This is a genomic window from Gracilibacillus thailandensis (genome assembly GCF_010994055.1).
Taxonomy (GTDB): domain Bacteria; phylum Bacillota; class Bacilli; order Bacillales; family Amphibacillaceae; genus Gracilibacillus; species Gracilibacillus lacisalsi.
On record NZ_WJID01000052.1, the window covers coordinates 14,975 to 39,429 of the forward strand.

Annotated in this window: 23 protein-coding genes and 1 other annotated feature (1 of these 24 cut by a window edge); of the genes, 4 read left to right on the plus strand and 19 right to left on the minus strand. The window is 37.7% G+C overall.

Features of this window, described 5'->3' with window-relative positions; all coding sequences use genetic code 11:
• Nucleotides 1–165: a binding site (T-box leader), on the minus strand; it reaches 50 nt to the left of the window's first position.
• A 46-nt stretch (nt 166–211) separates the two neighbouring features.
• On the minus strand, nt 212–385 hold the full coding sequence (locus GH715_RS15060) for a hypothetical protein (protein WP_153836082.1): 174 nt from the start codon (nt 383–385) through the stop codon (nt 212–214).
• An 83-nt stretch (nt 386–468) separates the two neighbouring features.
• Here GH715_RS15060 and GH715_RS15065 point away from each other — a divergent pair, with 83 nt between their 5' ends.
• A complete protein-coding gene (locus GH715_RS15065) occupies nt 469–1,395 on the plus strand; it encodes an N-acetylmuramoyl-L-alanine amidase family protein (protein WP_163578686.1) in 927 nt (308 codons plus the stop codon).
• A gap of 45 nt (nt 1,396–1,440) precedes the next feature.
• On the opposite strand, the gene dtd is transcribed toward GH715_RS15065, so the two are convergent.
• The 7 genes from dtd to GH715_RS15100 all read right to left on the minus strand — a co-directional run bounded on the left by dtd (nt 1,441) and on the right by GH715_RS15100 (nt 11,083).
• Nucleotides 1,441–1,887, minus strand: coding sequence for a D-aminoacyl-tRNA deacylase (gene dtd, locus GH715_RS15070; RefSeq protein WP_153836081.1), 447 nt, complete (start codon nt 1,885–1,887; stop codon nt 1,441–1,443).
• Between the two features lie 21 nt (nt 1,888–1,908).
• A complete protein-coding gene (locus GH715_RS15075; protein WP_153836080.1) occupies nt 1,909–4,113 on the minus strand; it encodes a RelA/SpoT family protein in 2,205 nt (734 codons plus the stop codon).
• Nucleotides 4,114–5,039: 926 nt separating this feature from the next.
• Complete coding sequence (locus GH715_RS15080; RefSeq protein WP_153836079.1) at nt 5,040–5,552, minus strand: adenine phosphoribosyltransferase; 513 nt, start codon at nt 5,550–5,552, stop codon at nt 5,040–5,042.
• A complete protein-coding gene (gene recJ, locus GH715_RS15085; RefSeq protein WP_153836078.1) occupies nt 5,542–7,863 on the minus strand; it encodes a single-stranded-DNA-specific exonuclease RecJ in 2,322 nt (773 codons plus the stop codon). The genes GH715_RS15080 and recJ overlap by 11 nt, the downstream gene beginning before the upstream one ends.
• Nucleotides 7,864–7,919: 56 nt before the next feature.
• On the minus strand, nt 7,920–8,249 hold the full coding sequence (locus tag GH715_RS15090; RefSeq protein ID WP_153836077.1) for a LapA family protein: 330 nt from the start codon (nt 8,247–8,249) through the stop codon (nt 7,920–7,922).
• A 199-nt stretch (nt 8,250–8,448) separates the two neighbouring features.
• Complete coding sequence (secDF, locus tag GH715_RS15095; RefSeq protein WP_153836076.1) at nt 8,449–10,707, minus strand: protein translocase subunit SecDF; 2,259 nt, start codon at nt 10,705–10,707, stop codon at nt 8,449–8,451.
• Nucleotides 10,708–10,786: 79 nt separating this feature from the next.
• Nucleotides 10,787–11,083 (minus strand): post-transcriptional regulator, encoded by a 297-nt coding sequence (locus GH715_RS15100; protein ID WP_153836075.1) that lies wholly within the window; start codon nt 11,081–11,083, stop codon nt 10,787–10,789.
• A gap of 165 nt (nt 11,084–11,248) precedes the next feature.
• On the opposite strand from GH715_RS15100, the gene spoVB reads away from it, so the two are divergent.
• Nucleotides 11,249–12,787 (plus strand): stage V sporulation protein B, encoded by a 1,539-nt coding sequence (gene spoVB / locus GH715_RS15105; protein WP_163578687.1) that lies wholly within the window; start codon nt 11,249–11,251, stop codon nt 12,785–12,787.
• A gap of 19 nt (nt 12,788–12,806) precedes the next feature.
• On the opposite strand, the gene GH715_RS15110 is transcribed toward spoVB, so the two are convergent.
• Both GH715_RS15110 and GH715_RS15115 read right to left on the minus strand, forming a co-directional pair.
• The gene (locus GH715_RS15110) at nt 12,807–13,475 is read right to left on the minus strand and encodes a DUF421 domain-containing protein (protein WP_026287232.1); all 669 of its coding nucleotides are present in this window, start codon (nt 13,473–13,475) and stop codon (nt 12,807–12,809) included.
• Between the two features lie 65 nt (nt 13,476–13,540).
• Nucleotides 13,541–14,842, minus strand: a complete 1,302-nt coding sequence (locus GH715_RS15115) for an ArsB/NhaD family transporter (RefSeq protein WP_153836074.1) — start codon at nt 14,840–14,842, stop codon at nt 13,541–13,543.
• Between the two features lie 154 nt (nt 14,843–14,996).
• On the opposite strand from GH715_RS15115, the gene GH715_RS15120 reads away from it, so the two are divergent.
• Nucleotides 14,997–15,374, plus strand: coding sequence for a TIGR04086 family membrane protein (locus GH715_RS15120; RefSeq protein ID WP_153836073.1), 378 nt, complete (start codon nt 14,997–14,999; stop codon nt 15,372–15,374).
• Between the two features lie 560 nt (nt 15,375–15,934).
• On the opposite strand, the gene yajC is transcribed toward GH715_RS15120, so the two are convergent.
• The 6 genes from yajC to ruvA are packed head-to-tail and all read right to left on the minus strand — an operon-like array spanning nt 15,935 to nt 20,231.
• The gene (yajC, locus tag GH715_RS15125) at nt 15,935–16,198 is read right to left on the minus strand and encodes a preprotein translocase subunit YajC (protein WP_018931468.1); all 264 of its coding nucleotides are present in this window, start codon (nt 16,196–16,198) and stop codon (nt 15,935–15,937) included.
• Nucleotides 16,199–16,214: 16 nt separating this feature from the next.
• On the minus strand, nt 16,215–17,354 hold the full coding sequence (gene tgt / locus GH715_RS15130) for a tRNA guanosine(34) transglycosylase Tgt (RefSeq protein WP_153836072.1): 1,140 nt from the start codon (nt 17,352–17,354) through the stop codon (nt 16,215–16,217).
• A 15-nt stretch (nt 17,355–17,369) separates the two neighbouring features.
• Nucleotides 17,370–18,398 (minus strand): tRNA preQ1(34) S-adenosylmethionine ribosyltransferase-isomerase QueA, encoded by a 1,029-nt coding sequence (gene queA / locus GH715_RS15135; RefSeq protein ID WP_153836071.1) that lies wholly within the window; start codon nt 18,396–18,398, stop codon nt 17,370–17,372.
• Nucleotides 18,399–18,411: 13 nt separating this feature from the next.
• Nucleotides 18,412–18,612 carry a DUF2905 domain-containing protein gene (locus GH715_RS15140; protein ID WP_018931465.1) on the minus strand — a complete coding sequence of 67 codons (201 nt, stop codon included), beginning with the start codon at nt 18,610–18,612 and terminating at the stop codon, nt 18,412–18,414.
• Nucleotides 18,609–19,610: a Holliday junction branch migration DNA helicase RuvB gene (gene ruvB, locus GH715_RS15145; protein WP_153836070.1), complete on the minus strand. Its 1,002-nt coding sequence runs from the start codon at nt 19,608–19,610 to the stop codon at nt 18,609–18,611. Before ruvB ends, GH715_RS15140 begins: the two co-directional genes overlap by 4 nt.
• A gap of 18 nt (nt 19,611–19,628) precedes the next feature.
• Nucleotides 19,629–20,231, minus strand: coding sequence for a Holliday junction branch migration protein RuvA (gene ruvA, locus GH715_RS15150; RefSeq protein ID WP_153836069.1), 603 nt, complete (start codon nt 20,229–20,231; stop codon nt 19,629–19,631).
• On the opposite strand from ruvA, the gene GH715_RS15155 reads away from it, so the two are divergent.
• Nucleotides 20,222–21,364: an MFS transporter gene (locus tag GH715_RS15155; RefSeq protein WP_153836068.1), complete on the plus strand. Its 1,143-nt coding sequence runs from the start codon at nt 20,222–20,224 to the stop codon at nt 21,362–21,364. The two genes, ruvA and GH715_RS15155, sit on opposite strands and share 10 nt — an antisense overlap.
• Nucleotides 21,365–21,423: 59 nt before the next feature.
• On the opposite strand, the gene GH715_RS15160 is transcribed toward GH715_RS15155, so the two are convergent.
• The 3 genes from GH715_RS15160 to safA all read right to left on the minus strand — a co-directional run bounded on the left by GH715_RS15160 (nt 21,424) and on the right by safA (nt 24,354).
• Nucleotides 21,424–21,966, minus strand: coding sequence for a BofC C-terminal domain-containing protein (locus GH715_RS15160; RefSeq protein WP_153836067.1), 543 nt, complete (start codon nt 21,964–21,966; stop codon nt 21,424–21,426).
• Nucleotides 21,967–22,253: 287 nt separating this feature from the next.
• Nucleotides 22,254–23,003 carry a YebC/PmpR family DNA-binding transcriptional regulator gene (locus GH715_RS15165; RefSeq protein ID WP_018931460.1) on the minus strand — a complete coding sequence of 250 codons (750 nt, stop codon included), beginning with the start codon at nt 23,001–23,003 and terminating at the stop codon, nt 22,254–22,256.
• A gap of 319 nt (nt 23,004–23,322) precedes the next feature.
• Nucleotides 23,323–24,354 carry a SafA/ExsA family spore coat assembly protein gene (gene safA, locus GH715_RS21820; protein ID WP_153836066.1) on the minus strand — a complete coding sequence of 344 codons (1,032 nt, stop codon included), beginning with the start codon at nt 24,352–24,354 and terminating at the stop codon, nt 23,323–23,325.
• Nucleotides 24,355–24,455 lie beyond the last annotated feature (101 nt).

Genomic DNA, 24,455 nt, shown 5'->3' on the forward strand with positions numbered 1-24,455 from the left:
CTTCCACTCAAACAGTTAACGCCTGTTACGTTCATACCTACTCTATTCGGTACAAAGCCTCCGGAATGTCTTTCGCGTAAGCCAGTCAGCAAGAATTCTTTCAGCCTCGGGAATTCTCTCTCTTTCCTACTGTTTCTTCGCTACTCTTTCCATCATTAGCTATAGTTATCTTTAGAATTTATTATATCATAATCGTTCTTGATTGTTTTTGTCAAGTTTGTCTTCGGTTTTTCGCTATTTTTTGGGTAGAGTGCAGAGGAATATCAAATTGTGCTGCAATTTCTGTTTGATAGTTCCTCGGCTGGAATTCATGAAAATGATGAGCATTTTTAGTGTATTGCTGATTTGTTGCTGCTTTTCTGTTATGTTTATAATGCGTATGCATCCGTTGTTCTCATCCTTTTTTTACTTTTGGTTATGATTCCGGTAAGATAATAGTGAACATATGTCGAAGGAGCGTTATCAATTGTGAAAAGAAAAATCTTTTTCCTGACAATCATTAGTTTTATTTTTATTTTTTCAATATCTTTACTTATTTATGCAAAGGAAGCGCAAATTGAAGGAGAAAATTTAAACGTAAGAAGTGGACCTGGTACAGATTACGATGTAATTACAAAAGTAAACCCTCCTGAGCAGTATCCAGTTCTCGAGGAATCTGGTGAATGGACTAAAATCGATTTAGGAGATCATCAAGGATGGATCCACCAGGATTATTTTTCAATTACAGAAGAGTCTGAATCGCAAAATGACAATGAAAATATGATGGAAGAAGAAAGCTCTGATAACGAAGAACAAGATGGAACAAGCTCTAATTCCGTTACAAATTCAGCGGAAACTTACGAGCAGATGGACAATAGCTTAGCAGGCAAAAAAATCGTCTTAGATCCTGGTCATGGTGGAAGGGATGTTGGTGCTATTGGTGCTTCAGGTGGTTTTGAAAGTGATTATACATTAAAGACAGCACAAATATTACGTGAAAAGCTAGAAGAACACGGTGCGGATGTATATCTTACTCGTAGTAACAATCAATATGTACCGTTAACGAGCAGAACAACACACACCAATCTGCTGCAAGCCGATGTTTACCTCAGTATACATTATAATAGTACCCCGGAGTTACCAGAGGTTCAAGGTATTGATACATATTATTTATCTAAACGTGATCAGCAACTAGCCGAGTATGTACATGGTGGAATTATTAATGAAACGGACATGAATGATCGTGGGATTGAACAACGGGATTTACACGTATTGCGAGTCAATCATCGCCCATCACTATTATTGGAACTTGGGTTTATTTCAAATGAAACAGAAGAAAGGAAAATTCAATCACGAGCATTCCTTGAAGCAATGAGTCGAGGAGTCTTAATGGGTCTAGAACAATATTTCAGATAGTAAAAAACGAGTTGATTAATATCAACTCGTTTTTTATTATCCTTATCACTCTATCCCACTTTCAAGAATCATGGTAACAGGTCCATTGTTAGTCAGCGATACGTTCATAGTAGCTCCAAATTGCCCAGTTTGAACGTTAATACCTTCTGCTCTTAATTTTTGATTGTATTGTTCATATAGATTTTCGGCAACATCAGGTTTAGCTGCCTTCATGAAGTTTGGCCTTCTCCCTTTTCTTGCATCTCCATAGAGTGTGAATTGTGAAATCGAGAGCACACTTCCGCCTACGTCTTTAAGAGATAAGTTCATCTTTTGATTTTCATCTTCAAAAATACGTAAGTTTATCGTTTTATTAACGAGATAATTAACATCCTCTTCCGTGTCTTCATGAGTGACACCGACTAACGCGACATAGCCATTCTCTATTTGGCCAACTACTTGATTATCTACTGTAACAGAAGCTTCCTTTACTCGTTGTAATACTACTTTCATGCGATTTCTCTACCTGCCTTTTTACTGAATCGTTCGTTCAACTGTATAAACATCTTGAATTTGTTTTAAACGGTCGACAATCCGACGTAAATGATTAATATTATGAATCAGAATCGTCACATTAATAATCGCGATTTTATTACGATCAGAACGGCCGTTTACTGCAATGATATTTGTCTTTGATTCATTAATAACCTGTAGGACATCATTTAATAATCCACGACGGTCATATCCGGATATTTCTAGGTCAACATGATAGGACTTAGATTCAGATTCTGTATTTTCCCATTCGACAAAGATTAAACGGTCTTTTGCTTCGTTTGCCTGTACATTCGGACAGTCCTTACGATGAACAGAAACGCCTCTGCCCTTCGTAATATAGCCGACAATATCATCACCAGGTACCGGGTTACAACATTTAGACAAACGAATCAGCATGTTGTCGACGCCTTCTACCCGTACACCAGAATCTCTTTTTGATTTTTTCTTTATCGATTGGCCACTTGCATTAACTTCCTCAATCGTTTCTTCTATCTTTTTATCCTTTTCTTGCTGCTCACGAATTTTTTCTGTCAGTCTGGTAACGATTTGTGCTGCCGTAATGCCATGATAACCAACTGCTGCAAACATATCCTCTTCTGTACCAAAACTGAATTTTTCTAGGGCCAGATCAATATTTTCCGCTGTTAATACTTCTTTTGGCTCAAATCCTGCTTGTTTTAGTTCCTCTTCAACCATCTCGCGTCCATTGCTCACATTTTCATCACGACGCTGTTTTTTGAAAAACTGCTTTATTTTATTTTTAGCTTGCGATGTTTGCGTCATTTTCAGCCAGTCTTGTGAAGGTCCATAAGAATGCTTCGATGTCATCACTTCCACAATATCACCATTTTTTAATTGGTAATCAAGTGGTTCCATTTTGCCGTTGATTTTGGCACCAATCGTATGATTCCCGACTTCGGTATGAATTTTATAGGCGAAATCAATTGGAACTGAACCTCTTGGTAATTCAATAACGTCGCCTTTCGGAGTAAATACATAAACCATGTCTGAAAAGAGATCTACCTTCAATGATTCCATAAATTCTTCAGCATCATTTGCGTCATTTTGCCACTCTAATATTTCACGGAACCATGCAAGACGGTCTTCATTTGACTGCTGAGTGGTATTAACCTTCTTACCTTCTTTATATGCCCAGTGTGCTGCGATCCCGTACTCTGCTATTTCATGCATTTCTTTTGTACGTATTTGTACTTCTAAAGGTGCACCTTTTGGTCCGATTACCGTCGTATGCAGGGATTGATATAAATTTGGTTTTGGCATGGCAATATAATCTTTAAATCGCCCTGGCATTGGCTTCCAGCATGTATGAATAATACCTAAAACAGCGTAGCAATCTTTAATACTGGATACAATAATACGAACTGCTAACAGATCGTAGATTTCATTAAATTGCTTTTTCTGTAACATCATTTTCCGATAAATACTATATAAATGTTTCGGTCTGCCAGAAAAGTCAGCTTCGATATTAACATCATTCAGTTGTTTTTTTACTTCTTCCATTACTTCATCAATATAATGTTCACGCTCTTCGCGTTTTTGTTTCATTAAGTGAACGATACGATAGTACTGTTGAGGGTTTAAATAACGAAGTGCCGTATCTTCCAATTCCCATTTAATAGCTGAAATACCTAACCTGTGTGCCAAAGGTGCAAAAATCTCTAACGTTTCATTCGAGATACGACGTTGTTTTTCTGCAGGTAAATGTTTCAATGTCCGCATGTTGTGTAATCTGTCTGCAAGCTTGATTAATATTACACGAATGTCTTTAGCCATTGCAATGAACATTTTGCGGTGGTTCTCAGCCTGTTGAGCCTCTTTTGACATATATTTTATTTTCCCGAGCTTTGTTACCCCATCAACGAGCATTGCGATTTCTTCATTAAATTCCGTTTCCAAGTCTTCTACAGTAATTGATGTATCTTCGACGACATCATGTAAAAAACCACTAGCTATCGTCTCGGGATCTAATTTTAAATCAAGTAAGATTCCAGCAACCTGAACAGGATGAATGATATATGGCTCTCCTGACTTACGAAATTGTCCCTCATGTGCTTTTTCCGCATAATCATACGCACGCTTGATAAAGCGAATATCTTCATCATTTAAATAACTTTTAGCTTCTTCAAATATATCCTCAGGCGCTAAAATTCTATCTTTTGCCATATAATCACCTTTTACTATTAGACTAACTACGTTATAAAACGTGTTTTATCTATCATACCAAAAATAAAGCAAATTTTCCTCCTATACCTTTCATTTCTCGACAATTTACTTCATTTATTTATTATGTACTTATTATTATACTTAACATCACTAATATAGTGATCATTCGGTGGGAATTCATCACTCATTATCTGATTCGGAATGAATGAATAGAAACTGCGGAGTATGAAAGTTCTGTTTGTTCGACGTAGCGTAATAATTTTAGACATAATTTTGAAACATATAATGATGATAACTACCACTCCAGCTGCCTGATATAATCATTTATCCCCGGAAGAGAAGGGTTTTTCCTCGGAACAGAACCGCGCTTCCGGGGATATCTTCTTCCCTTCCCTGGATATAGACGATTATCCTCGGAAGGGAAGGCTTTTTCCCCGGAACAGGAATGCGCTTCCGGGGATATTTTCTCCCCTTCCCTGGATATAGACGATTATCCTCGGAAGAGAAGGCTTTTTCCCCGGAACAGGAATGCGCTTCCGGGGATATTTTCTCCCCTTCCCTGGATATAGACGATTATCCTCGGAAGAGAAGGCTTTTTCCCCGGAACAGGAATGCGCTTCCGGGGATATTTCCCCCCCTTCCCTGGATATAGACGATTATCCTCGGAAGGGAAGGCTTTTTCCCCGGAACAGGAATGCGCTTCCGGGGATATTTCCCCCCCTTCCCTGGATATAGACGATTATCCTCGGAAGGGAAGATATTTACCTCGGAACAGGAATGCGCTTCCGGGGGTATCCTTCTGTAGGGGTTGTCTTCTTGCGCTGTCTATTAAAAAAGCATGAGTCCGATTTGTAGCTGAACTCATGCTCAAGTAAGAGCCTTATGAAGTAACCATATAACTTTTCTTCATTTGGCACACGTTATTCTTAATATTCCATCAATGTTAATACATCATATCCTTCTAGTTTGTCACGTCCGTTTAAGTAGGATAGTTCGATCAAGAATGCACAGCCTACTACAATACCACCAAGCTGTTCGACTAGATTAATTGTCGCTTCGATCGTTCCACCTGTTGCTAATAAGTCATCTGTTATTAACACGCGTTGACCAGGCTTGATTGCATCTTTATGGATCGTTAAGACATTCTTACCGTATTCTAAACCATAATCAACTTTTATTACTTCACGAGGAAGCTTTCCTTCTTTTCTAACTGGTGCGAATCCAATTTCTAATGCATAGGATACTGGACAACCAACAATAAAGCCTCTTGCTTCAGGACCTACAATAATATCAACATCTTTACTTTTAGCATATTCGACAATTTCGTCAACTGCTGCTTTATAAGCCGGGCCATTGTCCATTAATGTTGTAATATCTTTAAAGCGAACTCCTTCTTTTGGCCAATCTTCTACAACCGTAATATACTTTTTATAATCCATGAACCATTTCCTCCTCATGTATCTCAGCATTCATTTGCTCAGATATCCATGTTTTTAATTGTGTATACGATGAATAAATTAATATTTCTTCTAGTTCCATCCATTTTTTTCGGTCTTGATAAACCTGTGCTTCTGCTAAATCTTTTTTAGATGGTTGATCGGCAGGCACAATCAACCCTTCTTTACGCGTTACAAACTCCAGTTCATAAAAAACCTGGAACATAAATTTAATTTTTTCTAATTTCCAACCTTTATATTGGGCAAGTTTCGGAGCATCCACTTTGTAATCAAAATATTTACGCTTTAACATTAACTGATACAACCACTTAAATTCCTCTCTAGTTGGCAATGACCGAAAATAATCACTATCTTTTGTGGAGAAACATACGATCAATCGTTTAAATTTTACTTTTTGAACAAGCTCGCGAATGTCATCTAGTGATTTAGGTAGATCAAGTAAATATAGTGCATCGATAGTTTGATTAAGACTTAATACTGTATCTTTATCACAGACAGGTATTCGATCGTAGTTATGACCTTGAAAGCTCACAAAGTAGTGGTTTTCCAGATTATCCTCTAATTGTTGCTGCCAGTTCTTTGTTCCTCTATAGTCAAAAAGCTGCCAACTCGTTACAGCAATATCTTTTATCATCATTTGTGGTTTACGGATCCCATTCCATTCGTTAACTTGCAGTTCCCCCACCATTTCGATTGGTGTCTGTTTAGCTAGGAATGGTACCTTCTCACCAAAACCAAATCCAATACTATCCATATGCACACCAGCATCGACAAATTTCATCTTTAGGTGATTTTTAGTTGCGCCAATTTGACTTATTTCAGAAGGAGTTGCCTCAATATGAAAAAGAGGTTTTGGATTAGCCATACCAAACGGTGCTAGCTGGTCGATCGTTTCCAATAATGACATATCAATATCGCTGATCGATAATTTACCACTGACAAGCAACTGCGGTTTATAGTCTGCATCTGTCAATTGTTCTTGTGCTAATCGATCTAATTTTTCTTCTAACTCTATAATATTTTCTGTTGGTAATGTCATTCCGGCAGCTTGAGCATGCCCACCAAAATGTGTAAATAAATCTCTGTGTTGCATACAATTTTGGAACATGTCAAAGCCTTCAATACTACGGGCAGACCCTTTTGCCTGATTTGTTTCCGGATCACTGGTAAGTACAATAGCTGGCCGATAGTAATTCTGAACCAGTTTGGATGCAACAATTCCTAGTACGCCTTGATTCCATCCTTCTTTCGCAACGATAATTACCCGCTTTTCCGCATCAGATGATTCAAAGATTTCTATCGCTTCTTTTGTAATATCGGCAACAATTTTTTGCCTTTCCGTATTTAGTTCTTGAACATAATTAGCCAATTCTTCTGCTTCTTCAGGATCATCCGTTAACAAAAGGTCGACAGCTAAATTGGCATCCTGCAAACGTCCAACTGCATTAAGTCGCGGTCCAATTCGGAATCCGACATCTTCTTCAGTAACATTTCCTTCTATTTGGCACAGTTTTTTCAATGCTTTGATCCCTTTTCGTTCTGATCGGGTTAGTGCTTGTAAACCATAATGCACGAGGATCCGATTTTCATCTTGCAAAGGAACTAAGTCTGCGATCGTTCCAATTACGACCAGATCGAGAAACTGTTTAGGAAAATATCCAAGTAAATGTTCCGCAAATTTAAATGCAACACCTACTCCCGCTAATTCCTTAAAAGGATAACTATCTGAACATTTAGGGTGAATAATGGCATAGGCTTCCGGTAATGATTCTTGCACCTCATGATGATCCGTTATAATAACATCCATACCTAATTCATTAGCAACGGCGACTTCGTTTATTCCAGCTATCCCATTGTCCACCGTAATAATAAGTTGAAATCCTTGTCGATGTGCTTCACGAAATGCCTCTTCATTGGGACCATAACCTTCTGTAAATCGATTCGGTATATAATAATCACACATCGCGCCACTTTCACGTAATGCCTCGATCATCACTGTAGTTGATGTCACACCATCGGCATCGTAGTCACCATAGACAAGAATACTTTCGCCTGCATCGATTGCTTGTTTCACTCGATTCACAGCTTTATCAATTTGAGAGAAACTATTCGTACTATGAAGTAATTCCAGACTTGGATTTAAAAAGTTTTTGGCTTTTTCAGCTGTATCGATTCCTCTTTGTAACAGTAGTTGTTTAATTACAGGAGAAACATTTACATCTGCTAAACTGTCCATATTTGCTTCATCTTTATTGTTATATGTAAAAATCCAGTTTGATTGACTTTCTAACATAAATTCACCCCTGACTCACTTATTATACAAAAGTGTATCAAGGGTAGCAAACAGAATTATTTTACTGTATCGTCGTTTTCTGCTATTTCAGTTGATGTTAATTCTTCTGGTTCCGCTTCTACGACAGGATTTTCATGGGCTTTTAACTCATTTAGTTCTTTTCTAGCAATTTTTAATTCTTTTTGCAATCGCATCACACGAAACACTCCAACCGCGGCGGTAATAATAGCTCCCATTAAAACAGAAAATAAAATAACAAGAATAAGTGGTGCATGACCAGTTCCAAACAGATAATTGACTTCAACAGCATCTACATTAATGACAGCAAAAATAGCGATAATAACTGCGAATACTACAGCAAAAATAATATACGTTTGTCCTTTCATATACTTATGCTACCTCCTCCATGTTGTCTATTACCATAAGTTAAGTATAAAGGAATTAATATACAATGTCGATTTATGTTGTTATTTTACAACATATCATCTTTTCAACTTATTAATTAGTTCTATCGATTTATACCCGTCCTTGCTACAAAATAAACTTAAAAAGCTGAGCATCTCGAATAAGATGCTCAGCTTTATATTACACTTGTGGGCCGTCATTATACTTTTTCTCTTGATAAACGATCGGTTTTTCTTTTATCGATTTACCACGCCATACCAACCAAACTTGTGCTGCAATGAATAGTGATGAGTAAGTCCCCGCAATTAAACCTACAATTAACGCAAATGAGAAGTTGGTAATAGCATTAGCACCGAAAATAAATAGCATTAAAGCAGCAAATATTACCGTTAAGACGGTATTGATACTTCTTGCTAATGTCTGCATTAAACTATGATTGATAATCTTAGCAAGTTCGGCAAATGATTTGATTTTTTTCTTTTTCTTCAGATTCTCTCTAATCCTATCAAAGGTTACGATTGTATCATTGATGGAATAACCAACTATGGTTAAAATCGCAGCAATGATCGTAATATCAAATTCCATCCTTGTAATACTAAACAATGCGATAATAAAGAATGCATCGTGCAATAACGCCAGTATTGCCGTTAAAGCAGAATAGAATTCAAATCGAATGGTTACATAAATGATGATCCCAATCGAAGCATACAATACAGCAAGCACCGCATTCTTGGCTAATTCTTGCCCAACAACAGGTGAAACAGTGTTAACCGTCGGTGCACTTCCGTATTTTTCTTCAAAATGACTTCTCACTTCGGAAACTTTGTCTTGCGATAACTCATCCGAGAAACGAGCTACAGCAATATTTTCATTATCACCTGATAACACTATTGGTGCACTTACTTCTAAGTCAAGTGCCTCAAACTCTTCTTCAATCTCTTCAGAGGTTAGTGTCTTGTCCGCTAATACTTCTACTCGAGAGCCAGCTGTAAAATCTATACCGAGATTTAACCGGAATAATGCCAAGCAAGCAATACCGATTACGATTAAACCAATAGAGATGCTGAAAAATTTCTTACGGTGTTTGACAAAATCAAATTTTTTCCCGAAGACAGTTGGTTCCACTTCCTCACCACTATTAATATCAAGAATTTGATCCTGTTTCACACCAAACCATCCAGTACGCTTGTTTAACATGTTGCTGTTAACCCAGAAACCTAAGAATAATCTGGAGCCAAATACTGCTGTAATAAAACTTAATACAATACTGACCATTAATAGTGTCGCAAACCCTTTTACGGAGCTATTACCAAAGGTAAATAGTACTGCTGCAGCAATCATCGTCGTAATGTTGGCATCAAATATCGTTGACAATGAATGTTGGTTACCTGCTTTAAAGGCTGCTTTAATCGATTTTCCTTCCTTAATTTCTTCCTTAATCCGTTCATAGGTAATGATATTGGCATCAACTGCCATACCAACCCCTAGTACTAGGGCCGCAATACCAGGTAAAGTTAAGACACCATTCATTAATTGGAATACCAGTAATACCAAGTATACATAAATACTTAATGTTATCGCGGCAATCACACCAGGAAAACGGTAATAGAAAATCATATAGATAAAGATTAAAAGAATTCCTAATATACTGGCAAAAACAGTTTTATCTAATGCTTGTTTACCAAACTGTGCACCAACTGAATCAGAATATTCCTCTTCTAATTCAACTGGTAATGAACCTGCATTTAATAAATCAGCTAGTTGTTGTGCAGATTCTATTGTAAAGTTTCCCTCAATCATAATATCAGTCGTTCGTAATACCTGTTTAAAAGTAGGCGCAGAGATAACTTTTGAATCTTCTTTTTGAATTTCTTCTTCGTATGTATCTCCTTCTTCATAATCCATCCAGATAACTACTTGATTTGTTAGGTCAGGATTTTCCATAATTTTTTTTGTGGTATCACCAAAACGATCTGCATCTTTAAATTGGACAGTTACGATCGGTTGATTAGTATCCGGATCAAAATCCTGTTTAGCACTACCTTCTTTTATATCCGAGCCATCTAAATATTTTTTATCGTTCACATCTCGGAATGATAATTGTGCTGTTGTAGCCAACATTTCCCTTGCTTCATCTTGATCTTCTACACCAGCTAGTTGAACACGAATACGGTTTGGTTCTTCAATATTAAAGCTCGGCTCACTGATACCGATCGCATTTACACGTCTTTCCAGTGTAGCAACGGTAGATTCTAAGACGCTTCGGTTTACTTCCTGACCTTCGTCTAAAGGCTGTACTTCATACAAGACTTCAAAACCACCTTGCAAGTCAAGCCCTAATTTGATTTTATTTGCTATATCCGTATATGTTGTTCCAATCGTTGCTCCCAGTACTAGGACAATCAGAAAAAATGCAACGATTCTCCCTCTTTTCACCATATGTAAAGCCTCCCTAAGTTTTCACAGCACTACTATATTACTATAAAAGTCAAACATGAGACAAGTAATGAAGGGCATCCTAGTCTCTTTTTTCGTTTCCTAATAAGGCATCAAGTGATTCCTGTAAATTATTATCTCTCCATGATTGTTGTGTTAAATATGTCATAAAAATGTTGGGATGTAAATGAAAAATATCCTGAACCACTTCATGTAGTGTTTTCTCAGGGTTACCTTTCCACACTTTATCCAGTAAACAGTTCCAAATATCTTCTGATGTTGCTTTCGAATAATCCAGTAATTGAAATTCATTGACCTTACTAGCTATCACATCTTCCAGTTCACGCTTCCATAACGAAACTTGCTTTTTGACTGTCATGAATTTTTCCTCCATCCGTGATTAGCACTATACTATAATCCTTCATCATTTCCTACACGCTTAAACACAAAAAAATCTATCTGAAATTGTCATGCTTGTCCTCACCTCATGCATATACTTCATTGTATATGAAAATTTTCCATTTGAGAAGGTAGGTCGAGCAAAGTGACCAAACAAAATTTTTTACAAGGGACTATTATTTTAATCATAGCTGGGATGATCACAAGATTTTTGGGATTTATTAATAGAATTGTGGTCGCGAGATTAATGGGCGAAGAAGGTATTGGTTTATATAATATGGCATTGCCAACCCTATTTTTAATGTATACGATCTCGCAAATCGGACTACCTATTGCCATCGCAAAACGAGTGGCAGAAGCAGATGCTAAAAATGATCACACCGAGATCAAGCAAATATTAATTATTTCCTTATCCATCACCATTTCGTTGAGTATTCTATCATCTGTGTTGATGTTCTTGTTGATCCCTTATATTTCAAGTTATCTATTAACCGATGAGCGTGTCTTTTATCCGATGATGGCGATTATCCCTATTATACCGATTAGTGCTGTCGGTTCGGTAATTCGAGGCTATTTTCAAGGCCGTCAGAACATGAAGCCACAGAGCTACGCCCAAGTCTTAGAACAAATCGTGAGGATTGGGTTTGTCTTAATACTGGTAAGCTGGTTGGTGCCCTATGGAGTAGAATTAGCAGCATCTGGTGCGATGATTGCTGTTATTATTGGGGAAGCTGTTTCCTTACTATTCATGCTAAAAATGTTCCAGATCAAGAAACGGATTAAATTACGCAAAAATATCTATCAATACTTGAAAACAGGTAAAGAAACACTACAGCAATTGTTTTCGATAGCAATCCCTAGTACAGCAAGCCGGTTGGTCAATTCAATTGCTAACTTCCTGGAACCCATATTGGTTGCGCAAAGCCTTGCCTTAGCTGGTTTTCATGCAACTGTGGCTACCAAACAATATGGGGCACTTACCGGCTATGCTTTACCACTTTTATTTCTGCCTACCTTTATCACACATTCACTCGCGGTTGCACTAGTACCTAACATTAGCGAGGCAGAAGCTAAACAGCACAATAAATTGATTCACTACAGAATACATCAGGCCATTCGGCTTTCCTTCGCATCTGGAGCTATCGCTACCGTTTTATTAACGCTTTTTGCCGATGCCATATTGCAATATATGTACGGAACAAATAGCGCTAGTCTTTTTTTGAAAATAATGGCACCATGTTTCTTGTTTATGTATATTCAGTTCCCACTGAATGCGTCTTTACAAGCTTTAGACCTAGCAAAACAAGCGATGTGGAATAATATCGCGTCAACGGTGATCAAATTTATTATTTTAATCAGCCTTGCCACCAATCCGCAATTTGGAATTTATGGTGCTGCTATTGCCATGTGTGTTGGCGTCATCATAGGTACGGTATTTCATCTGATTACCTTATTCCGAGCCATTCGTTTTTATATACCGCTTAAAATGATAGGGAAGATGATCGTCTTAACTGGTTTAACCTTCTGGATGGGTAAATTATTAATCCAAATATTTTCCTTTCAAATAGCTGATATGTTCAACTTTTTCATTATTTTTATTCTTTTAATTGTTAGCTACCTTTTCTTTCTATTCTGCTTACAATTTATTAGTAAAGATGAATTACAACAATTACGGAAAAAATAACACATCGTTCAGTGATGTGTTATTTTTTCTCATTCTTTTCATCAATATACCATTCATCATTCACATCAATCGAACAGAAGGATACCTGCTTTACGTCGTTAAAGCCTCTTTTCTCCAATTGTTGATGTAACCAGCTCTCACTTTCCCCTAATTGATCTAAGGCTTTCTCTTGTATTCTACCATCTACGATTAATGGTAATACAAGCCCATTTATCTTATTCCGTACATTAGCAAAGTCTTTTTTTTCAATGATAGAGAGCTTACCGGACGGCTCTAGAATAGCATACGATACATCTTTAATACTTTCTGTCCCGTTTTCGCGAAGTTGTTGCATAAGATCATCAAAATTAAAGCGATTTTTCTTCATCGCATACTCATCAATTTTTCCCTTCGTAATTATAATGGCTGGTTTCCCTTCAAACCATTGCCGAAATAGCGGACTTTTTAACGAAATCCATGCAGTTAAACGCTGAATGATAAGTAAAATAACCATTGGAATTAAACCATAACCAAAAAACAATTCTAAATCTTCTATTGTCAAAACTGCGATTTCGGCTATCATGATAAAGACTACAATATCTAAAAGGCTCAATTCACCTACTTCACGCTTTCCCATTAACCGAAAAATCAGCACAATACTAAAATAATAAAGCAATGTACGAAAGATAATAGTAAAAATTTCTTCCATAGACAAACTAGCCACACCCTTTACAAGCGATGTGGCTAGTTTTCCCAATGCTCCTCGTAATATACTTACAACGGTTGCTGAAATGGTATCAAATAACGAAAGTAAATATAGATTGTTGCAATGACCAAAGACAGGATAACAACTGGAATCCCGTACAGCATAAATTTGAGAAATGCAATCGGCTTATTCTGTGCATCAGCAAGCCCTGCAACCACAACATTGGCAGACGCACCAATTAATGTACCATTGCCACCAAGACACGCACCAAGTGCCAATGACCACCATAATGGATCTAAATTTGCCATTCCATATGTTTCAAACTCTTTAATGACTGGAATCATAGCGGCAACAAATGGAATGTTATCCACGATCCCTGAGAAGATTCCTGAAACCCACAAAAGTAATAAAGCTGTATAAGTCATATCTCCTTCCGTTAACCACATAATTGATCTTGCAAGTTCGTCAATAACCCCCACTTCTTCTAATCCTCCAACAAGCATAAATAGGCCGATAAAGAAAAATAATGTAACCCATTCGACTTGTTGAAAAACCGTATCTGCCTCCACCTCTTTTTCACTAATTATTAAGAGAAGAATGGCACCAGACAAGGCGATAATCGTTAAATCAATATGAAAAACCGGATGTAATAAAAACCCTATAATAGTCAGCGTTAATATTGATAGTGATTGATATAGTAACGGGGATTTTATTAAATAACTTGATTCTTTCATATTCATTAGCTCTTGTATTCTATTCTCATCTATATTCTTCAATTGCTTGTGGAATAGAAAGCTGAGAATAATCATAACTAAGACAAACAAAAGGGCAGCAATCGGTGCTGTATGCTGCAAAAATGAAATAAAGGTTAAGTGCGGAACAGCTTGACCAATCATAATATTTGGCGGATCACCGATTAACGTAGCTGTTCCACCTATATTTGCTGTTAATATAATGGTTATTAAATATGGTAAAGACGGTAATTGTAGTAAATTTGTCAGTGTTAATATGACCGGAACAAATAATAACACAGTTGTCACGTTATCAAGTAAAGCAGAACCTACTGCTGTTAAGAAGCCAATCCCCACCATCAAAGGAATCGGCTTACCTTTTACTACTTTCGCTAACCAGATGGCAATATACGTGAATACACCTGTTTTTTTCGTTATCGCTACTAATACCATCATTGCAAAAAGTAGCGCCACCGTATGCCAATCTATATAGGATGTAACAGCATCTTCCCAGCCATAGACACCTGTTAATAGTAACAGTACACCACCAGCTAGCGCGACTAACGCTCTATTTATTTTTTCTGACATTATAAATATATAACTAATAATAAAAACAGCAACTGCGATGGTAACTGACATGAAATGTCCCCTCTCTAATCTTCATCGTAAGACAAGTTATATTATCATCTATATTCTTATTTTTTGGAACTATTCAAAAAAGCAGTTCTTCTATTTTTGAGGGACATGCATACATAATTAAAGAGGACTTTTAAATAATCAGGAGGTGTGATCGATGAAATCAGTTGTTGGCGTCTTGTATGGTTGGATCGGAATTTTTGTAGTAATGATTCTTGCCAGTGTTATTCTTACACTATTGCTACGTTTCACTTCTTTAGGCGAATCTACACTCGAAATGGCTACGTTATTTATAAGTTTTATAGCGTTGTTTACAGGTGGTTTAATCGCAGGATTAAAAGCAAAGCATAAAGGAATTCTTATCGGTACGATTACAAGTCTATTGTTTACTTTTGTCGTCTTTTGTTATCGTTTCCTTGGCTTACAGGCGGGGTTTTCAGTTGTCGAACTAGTAAACCATAGTGCATATTTATTGTTAGCGATCATAGGGGCAATTATTGGTGTCAACCTATCTTCCGAAGAAGAATCAGCCTAAAAAGATTCATTCGTAGTAGATAGACACTGTGAAGTAATGAAAGTTCTGTGGCATTTTTATGAGTGCTGCCATACGCTCCGGCAGAATACTGCGCTTTCCGTGGGCTCGGCTTCAGCTAACATTGCAAAGAAAAGCACTTTGCAATGTGGATCTTCAGCTCTCGCTGTCCCACAGGAGTCTCCGTATTCTGCCTACGCTACATATGGTGGAGAAATCGACTGGCTGATTTCTGATTAGTGTTGTGGAGCATAGCTTAACGAAGGCCGCCCACTTCCACTCCTGTGGGAATTGTTTGACCTGAAGATCCACTTTTTCGAGCGGTTTTTGCTCGAAAAAGTTAGCTGAAGGGCAAACCCCACGGAAAGGGAAGTGGGCAGCCGGAGTGGTAGTTATTCATCACGATATATGTCAAAATTATCTCTTAATGCAGTACGAATACGGGAGGAGAGCAAATACACGTGCAAGTTACTGCGCAGTTTATGGATGTTGTGCGCTATATTGGTTTAGTCAAATAAAAAATACCATGACAGTTTGAGTGGCCATGGTATTTTTCCTTATTTTTAGCTTTGTTCTACTACTTCTCTTACTGCCGAACGATCGTATGTAAGTTTCGTTCCATCCCCAGCTAGAAGTACGATCTGATCTTCATCCAGTGCGTGTACAGTTGCATGGAATCCACCAATCGTGACGATCTTGTCACCTTTTTTCAATTCTTGTTGCATTTGACGGACCTGTTTTTGTTTTTTCTGTTGTGGTCTGATTAATAAGAAATAAAAAATCACAACCATTAAAATCAGTGGTCCAAAAGTTGCTAAAATTTCCACTCACTTCGCCCCCTTTCTAGAAGTTCTTTGCATTCGGTTTGTTAAAACCATATTGTTCAAAGAATTCCTCTTTAAAATCACCAAGTCGGTCTTGCTTAATCGCTTCACGGACTTGCTCCATTAATTTTAACAGAAAATATAGATTATGATAAGTAGTAAGTCTAAAACCAAACGTTTCATTTGCTTTGACTAGGTGTCGAATGTAAGCCCTAGTGTAATTTTTACATACGTGACAATCACAATTGGGATCTAATGGTGAAAAATCTCGAGCAAATTTCGCATTTCGAACGACCAATCGCCCCTCAGATGTCATACATGTTCCATTACGAGCAATCCTTGTCGGTAAAACACAGTCAAACATATCTACACCACGAATCGCACCATCAATTAATGAATCAGGTGATCCTACGCCCATTAAATAACGAGGCTTGTCTGATGGTAATAGTGGTGTTGTAAATTCAAGCACTCGATTCATCACATCTTTCGGCTCTCCTACTGATAAACCGCCGATTGCATAACCAGGAAAATCTAACGATGTTAAGTCTTGAGCACTTAATCGACGTAAATCCTCATATTCTCCACCTTGGACAATACCGAATAACCCTTGAATATCTTTTCGCTCATGTGCTGCTAGGCAACGCTCTGCCCAACGGCTAGTACGTTCAACAGACTTTTTCATATAGTCATGTTCTGCCGGATATGGCGGACATTCATCAAAAGCCATCATAATATCCGAACCTAATGCATTTTGGATCTGCATCGCTTTCTCCGGTGATAAGAACAATTTCTCACCACTTAAATGATTTCTAAAATGAACCCCTTCCTCTTCAATTTTACGTAAATCGCTTAAACTGAAGACTTGAAATCCACCAGAATCGGTGAGAATGGCACCATCCCAGTTCATAAATTGATGCAGCCCACCAGCTTCTTTCACAATATCTTCTCCTGGTCGTAACCATAAGTGATAAGTGTTAGATAAAATAATATTCGCACCCATCTCCTCTAATTCCTCTGGACTCATTGTTTTCACTGTCGCCAAAGTACCAACAGGCATAAAAACGGGTGTTTCAAATGTTCCGTGTGGCGTGTGCACTTTTCCAAGTCGAGCACCTGTTTGTTTACACGTTTTAATATGTTCATATCTTATAGCTGTCATAGTGGTTTCCTTTCCTTACAAAATTAGCATGGCGTCACCAAAACTGAAAAATCGGTAACGTTCAGCTACTGCTTTGTTGTAAGCTTCTAAAATAAAATCGCGGTCAGCTAACGCGCTTACTAACATAATCAAAGTTGACTTCGGTAAGTGGAAATTCGTGATTAAGCCATCAATCGCTTTAAATTGATATGGAGGATAAATGAAAATATCGGTCCAACCATTTCTTTCCTGAAAATTTCCACCAGTATCCCGAGCAATTGTTTCTAACGTTCTTGTGGAAGTTGTTCCAACGGAGATAATTCGATCTCCTCTTCTCTTTACTGCATTTAATTGCTCAGCAGTCTCCTGTGTCATTTGATAAAATTCTGCATGCATTTCATGTTCTTCGATATTATCTACACTTACTGGACGAAATGTTCCCAAACCTACATGCAACGTAATAAAAGCAATTTCCACACCTTTTTGCTTGATTTGCTCTAATAATTCTTCTGTGAAATGCAACCCGGCAGTCGGTGCAGCTGCTGAACCTTTCTCTTTTGCATAAACGGTTTGATAGCGATCACGCTCATCTAATTGTTCCTTAATATAAGGCGGGAGTGGCATTTCTCCTAACTCATCCAATACTTCGTAAAAAATGCCTTCATATTGAAAACGAAAGACTCTTCCACCATGTTCTTTCGTATCAACACACGTTGCAGTAAGTTTCCCTTCACCAAAACTAATGGTAGTACCTACTTTCACCTTTTTTGCCGGCTTGACGAGCACTTCCCAATTATCATCTTCCAATTGGGTTAATAATAAGACTTCTACTTTTGCTCCTGTATCTTCCTTCACACCATACAACCTTGCAGGTAATACTTTTGTATTATTTAATACTAAACAGTCACCTGGTTTTAAAAAATCCAAGATATCGTAAAAATGATGGTGGGTAATTGAACGATTTTCTCGATTTAAAACCATCAAGCGCGAACTTGCACGATCCTCTAATGGAGTCTGAGCAATTAGTTCTTCTGGTAAGTCAAAATCAAAATCTTCTATTTCCATTTTTCTTCTCCTTCTATTTGAATCGTCCGATAATAGCAAAAATCACCGTTAAAATAATACTGATCACAATCGAAGTCATAATTGGGAAATGGAAAGAAAAGTTTCCTTTTTTAAAGCTGATATCTCCTGGTAACTTCCCAATCATTCCCCATAACAGACCAACGATAATAAAGACAACCCCTATTACAATAAAGATTTTGCCAAAATCCGTCAAGCTTCAGGCACCTCCCGCTCAAAATGCGCATATGCTTTTGGTGTCACTAATCTCCCTCTTGGTGTACGCTGGATAAAGCCTTGTTGTAATAAGTATGGTTCATAGACGTCTTCAATTGTTTGCGATTCCTCACCGATGGATGCCGCGATCGTATCTAATCCAACAGGGCCACCTTTAAAACCATCCATCATCGCTAATAACAACTTATGATCAATATGGTCAAGCCCTTCTTGATCGACTTGTAACATTTGCAGAGCCTTCTGTGTAGTCTCTATTGATATACTATCTTCTCCTTTAACTTGTGAAATATCGCGAACTCGCTTTAATAATCGATTGGCAATACGTGGTGTACCACGGGATCTCCTCGCTACCTCTAACGCCGCAGCTTTATCAATTTCCACCTGAAAAATATCGGCAGTTCGTTCGACGATGGCACAAAGGTCCACCACTTCATAAAATTCTAATCGTGACAGCACACCAAAACGATCACGCAATGGTGCCGACAGTAACCCAGCACGTGTTGTTGCCCCTACTAAAGTAAATGGAGGTAGATCTAATTGAACAGAACGTGCGCTTGGCCCTTGGCCAATGACGATATCTAAACAAAAGTCTTCCATTGCCGGATATAGAATTTCTTCTACCGCTCGAGGTAAACGATGAATTTCATCGATAAACAGGACATCACCAACTTCCAATGAAGACAAAATAGCTGCCAAATCCCCTGACCGTTCAATTGCAGGCCCTGACGTCTGTTTAAACTGTACTCCCATTTCATTTGCGATTATCTGCGCCATTGTAGTTTTTCCTAGCCCGGGAGGTCCATATAATAAGACGTGATCTAAGGCTTCATTCCGCATTTTAGCTGCTTCGATAAAGATCGACAAGTTTTCTTTTGCTTTATGTTGCCCAATATATTGTTTTAAAACTTTTGGCCGGAGACTGAGCTCTTCTGTTATATCTTCTTCTTGAATTTCACCTGAAATGATCCGCTCTTCCATTAAGAAGCTCCTTTCTCCTTATTTCATTAATAATGCTAACCCTTTTCGTATATATGTATCCGCAGTATCACTCTGTTCTTTCGTTAATACCGGTTTAATATGATTAATTTCCTTTTCCGAATAGCCTAGTGCTTTTAGCGCTTCAATTGCCTCTGTTAATGCCTGATTACTTTCAGGTGTTCCATCTTTTTGTTGTTGCACCATATCTTCAGCTTGATAGTCAAAAGGTAGCTTTCCTTTCAGATCAAGAATCATCTGTCGTGCTGTTTTCTTTCCGACACCTGGAAAACTTGTTAAAAACTTTTCATCTTCTTGTTCGATCGCAACAACAAAGTCCTGTACGGAAGTTGTGGCGAGAACAGCTAATGCGCCTTTTGGCCCGATTCCGGAAACATTAAGTATTTGTGCGAACAAAGTCTTTTCTTCCTGATTTTGAAACCCGTATAATATTTGAGCATCTTCTCTTACATAATGATACGTATACACCTTTTGCCTTTGACCAACTTGTGCTTGAAAACGATAAGGATTCGGACATATCACTTCATATCCAATACCGTTCGTATCTAATATAATAGCTTGCTCCGTTATTTCCGCTACTTCCCCGTTTATATATGCAATCATATCATGAACTCCTCTTTGATCCAATTCTATTTATAATTTACAATCATACGTTCGTATTAATCTTAGCTTATCTCAGGTCGTTTATCAAGGTAAGCAGGAGAACCATTTTAGGGATTGCTCCTATGATAAGTATTGTAGCACAACCTTTTTTTGGTTACATCAGTGATAAGTATAAGACGATTAAAGGATTACTACTATTTTTATATTTTGCAGTCATCGCTATTAGTTTCAGTATTTTTTTCAGTACTTCATTTATTATTGTTTTTATTTCTTTTGTCGCCTTTCACTTTGTGATGTCACCTGCAGGCCCATTACTGGATAGTATGGCCATCAAAAGCTTAGGTTCGAAAAAACGAGATCAGTACGGTAAAATTCGCCTTTGGGGATCTGTCGGATTTGCGTTTACTGCAGTAGTTTCTGGTCCAATCCTAGGCTTTATCGGGATTCGTAATATTTATATTTTGTTTTGGATTCTGATTCTGCTATTAATTTCGTTAACATTATTTTTAAAAGATAATAATCATTCGACAGATCCTGTCTCCTTACAAGGTGTAAAAGAAGTATTAACGAATAAAGGATTTATAATCTTTTTGTTTTTGTGCTTTCTCGTTATGATTCCGCACCGAATGAACGATACCATGCTTGTTCTTCACTTAGAAGATTTAGGAGCTACTACTTTTTTAGTCGGTGTTGCATGGGCACTTGCTGCATTTAGTGAAGTACCTGTCTTTTATTTCTTAACACAGAAGGTCCTGCAATTTCACCATTTATTTCTACTTGGCATTGTTGCTATGTTTTTTACAATTCGTTGGTTATTATATGCTTTTATTCAATCTGCTGAATGGATTGTGTTTTTCCAAATATCACAAGGACTCACATTTGGTTTGTTCTGGCTCGTTGCCTTACAAACTGCCGTGAGCTTTGTCCCCAATCATTTGCGTAGTACGGGCCAAGCATTATTAATGTCGACGTGTTTTGGATTAGGTGGTGCGGTTGGAGGTACTGCTGGGGGAGCTATTTTAGACAACTTTGGTTCTCAAACCATGTATCAATTAATGGCAGCTATGACTTTTTTAGCGATGATTGGTATTTTTACTTCCTACAAATTGAAACAATCATCAGTGGAAGGATGAATAATAGCTAATGTTGTGGGGGCATATCAAAAAATAGTTGAACGATGATTGAGCATCGTTCAACTATTTACTGCTTCCACGTCTTGATAAGATCGAAATGTTTCTAGCACTTCTAAATAGTCTTTCTTAGAATTAATTTTAATACCTTCTTGTAATTCTTCATACAAGTGTGATTCTAATTCTTCGGTATCTATTTGATAAAAGGATTGCACAGCTGCTTCATGTACTGGAACACCTTCGAAGATTGTCAACTGTCCATCTTTAATACCAAAGTATCCATTTGCTTTCAGGTATGGTGAAATATCATCCACTTCTTTTCGAAAACGAATAAAACCATCCCTCTGCTCCATCACTTGCCACTCTTGGTATTCAGACCAGAAATCTTGCATAGAAGCGATGGTTTCTTGGACATTCTCTGTTTCAATATGTCCATCTATATATTGTTTCTCTAAAGTTAGTTCAATGGTTAGTGGGTCTTGTGACATGACCATTACTTCTTTCTGTTGTTCTTCAGATTTTTCTTGCTCAAAGAATGATTGAAAACTAATGACCCCAATTATTAAGACAACGACACCATTTAATAATAACCATAGTTTGCCCATAATGAATGACCCTCCAATCGAGCTTTGTTATTATTAGGGTGTCCAATTTTAGAAAATATAACCACGATATAAAGGAAAAGGACAGATTGTTTCGATCATTGTATGAGGTAATACGAATCAAGATTTGAAGACTGTTATTCGTGCTTATAGCAGGCGAAATGCTTAAACATTTTAGTAGCAAGTCAACCATGACTAACGGATCCTTTGCTCAACTAGTTTTGAACTTAAGAATGAAGGTTTATTTATACAAACAAAAAGACTGCCTCCTATGGGCAGCCTATTGTTTATTATATTTGTTCCATAATTGCTTCATCTGCGTCCATGTTATGGTGGACTTCTTGGACATCTTCCATATCTTCGAGCATGTGAACCAGCTTGACCATTTTGTTACCGTCACTTTCATCCACTTGTGAAAGTGTTTGAGGTATCATGGTGATTTCTGCTGTTTCCAATGTAAAACCACTTTCTTCTAATGTTGATTTTACATTCTGAAAATCTTCCGGATCAGTGTAGATTTCATAAGCACCTTCCACGGTTTCCATTTCTTCTGCACCAGCTTCGATTGCTTCTAACATTACAGTATCTTCATCTGCATCTGTTTTACTTTGATCAATTACTAGGTAACCTTTACGATTAAACATGAAGGCTACACAACCATTCTCACCAAGATTACCACCATTTTTACTAAACGCATGTCGTACCTCAGATGCGGTCCGATTTTTATTATCTGTTAATACTTCCACCATTACAGCGGTTCCACCAGGACCATACCCTTCATACGTCAATTCTTCATAATTAGCTCCGTCTAAGTCCCCGGTTGCTTTTTTAATCGCTCGATCTATGTTCTCATTCGGCATGTTGTCAGACTTTGCTTTTTCTACTGCAAGACGTAAGCTTGCATTCATTTCTGGGTCGCCGCCACCTTGTTTAGCAGCTATATAAATATCCTTTGCATGTTTCATAAAAATTTTACCACGTTTTGCATCTTGTGCATTTTTTCTTCTTTGGATATTTTTCCACTTAGAATGTCCTGCCATGCTTTCTCACCTCTCAATAATCTATCTCAGTCTCCATTACTTACTTTATCACAACTAACAGAAATTGAAAATAACGATGCAAAACAGATTCATCGGATGCGAGTTTATTATTGTGAAATCAATCTCTTTTATTGCAAATTTACCTTCGTTTATTGCGAAATCGTGCTCCTTTATTGCGAAATTGCCTTCGTTTATTGCGAAATCGTGCTCCTTTATTGCGAAATTGCCTTCGTTTATTGCGAAACCGAGCTCTTTTATTGCGAAATTTTAAAAAGGCTGTTGAGAAAAAATTTCTCAGCAGCCTTTGCAATTATGATTATTATCGATTTCCTCCACATCCACAGTCCTTTTTATTCGGTTGCCCGTAAGGCATTCCTTGTTGAGGATATGGCTGATATGGCATTTGTTGTTGGCCTTGCATTCCATATGGCATTGGCATTAATGGGTAATTCGGTGCGCCAGGTTGTGGGATCATTGGTTCTCCTGGCATCGGTACTGGCATATTTGGTTGTTGCTGCATCGGCATTTGTTGCATTGGTTGTTGTTGATTTGGCATCATTTGATTTTGGGGCATTTGTGATGGTCCCCATGGCATTTGCTGTCCTTGGTTATCTGATGGCATTTGTGCTTGGTACCATCCTTGATGCGGCTGGGTAGATGGACCAGATTGTTGTGGTTGCGATTGTTCCCCCATTACTTGTGGCTGAAAGCCTTCTGGAAACGGATATTGTGGCATATGCCCTGTATGTCCCGTGTGTCCATAGCCATAAGGGATACCTTCCGTTGAATAACAAGGTGCGTGCATTGGCATTGGTTGTGGATGATGATGATGTGGTGCCATCGGTTTGTGTTTTGGTTTCTTATGATCCTCCACTCCTGCTACGTAGTCATCCTCTTCAGGCATTTGCGTTGGATGAATATGGGTTTCGAAATTATTAGTTAGCTGTGTCCACTTTAAGTCTTGTGATGCCTGAGATGGTGCTGGTTGTACAGGTTGTGGTGGTTGCTTATTAAAATGAATTGGTAATGAAGGCATTTCTTTTTTCAATGGTTCCCATTTTTTTTCTTCATCCTCTTCAATCGCAGGTAAAATTTGATTTGGAGCCTCTGGTTTTACCTCCTGTTTGTCTTTTTTGTCCGTTGTACCAGGTTGGACTTGTTGTTTCTTATTAGATGGTGCTGGTTGCTGTTTATTATCAGATGCAGTTGGAATCTTTATCTTCATTCCTGGCATAATCATATCAGGATTTGAAATTTGTGGGTTCGCTGCTATCACTTCATTTACATTAACACCATATTTTTGCGCAATTTTCCAAAGAGTTTCATCTTTTTGCACAATATGAATTTTCAAAGCAAATTCTCCTTTCTGTATGATAAGTATGGAAGGGCATTTGTCTCGGTCTAATCCATCTTCTTTAACAACATATGCAAAATGCCTAAAATGTTGAATAA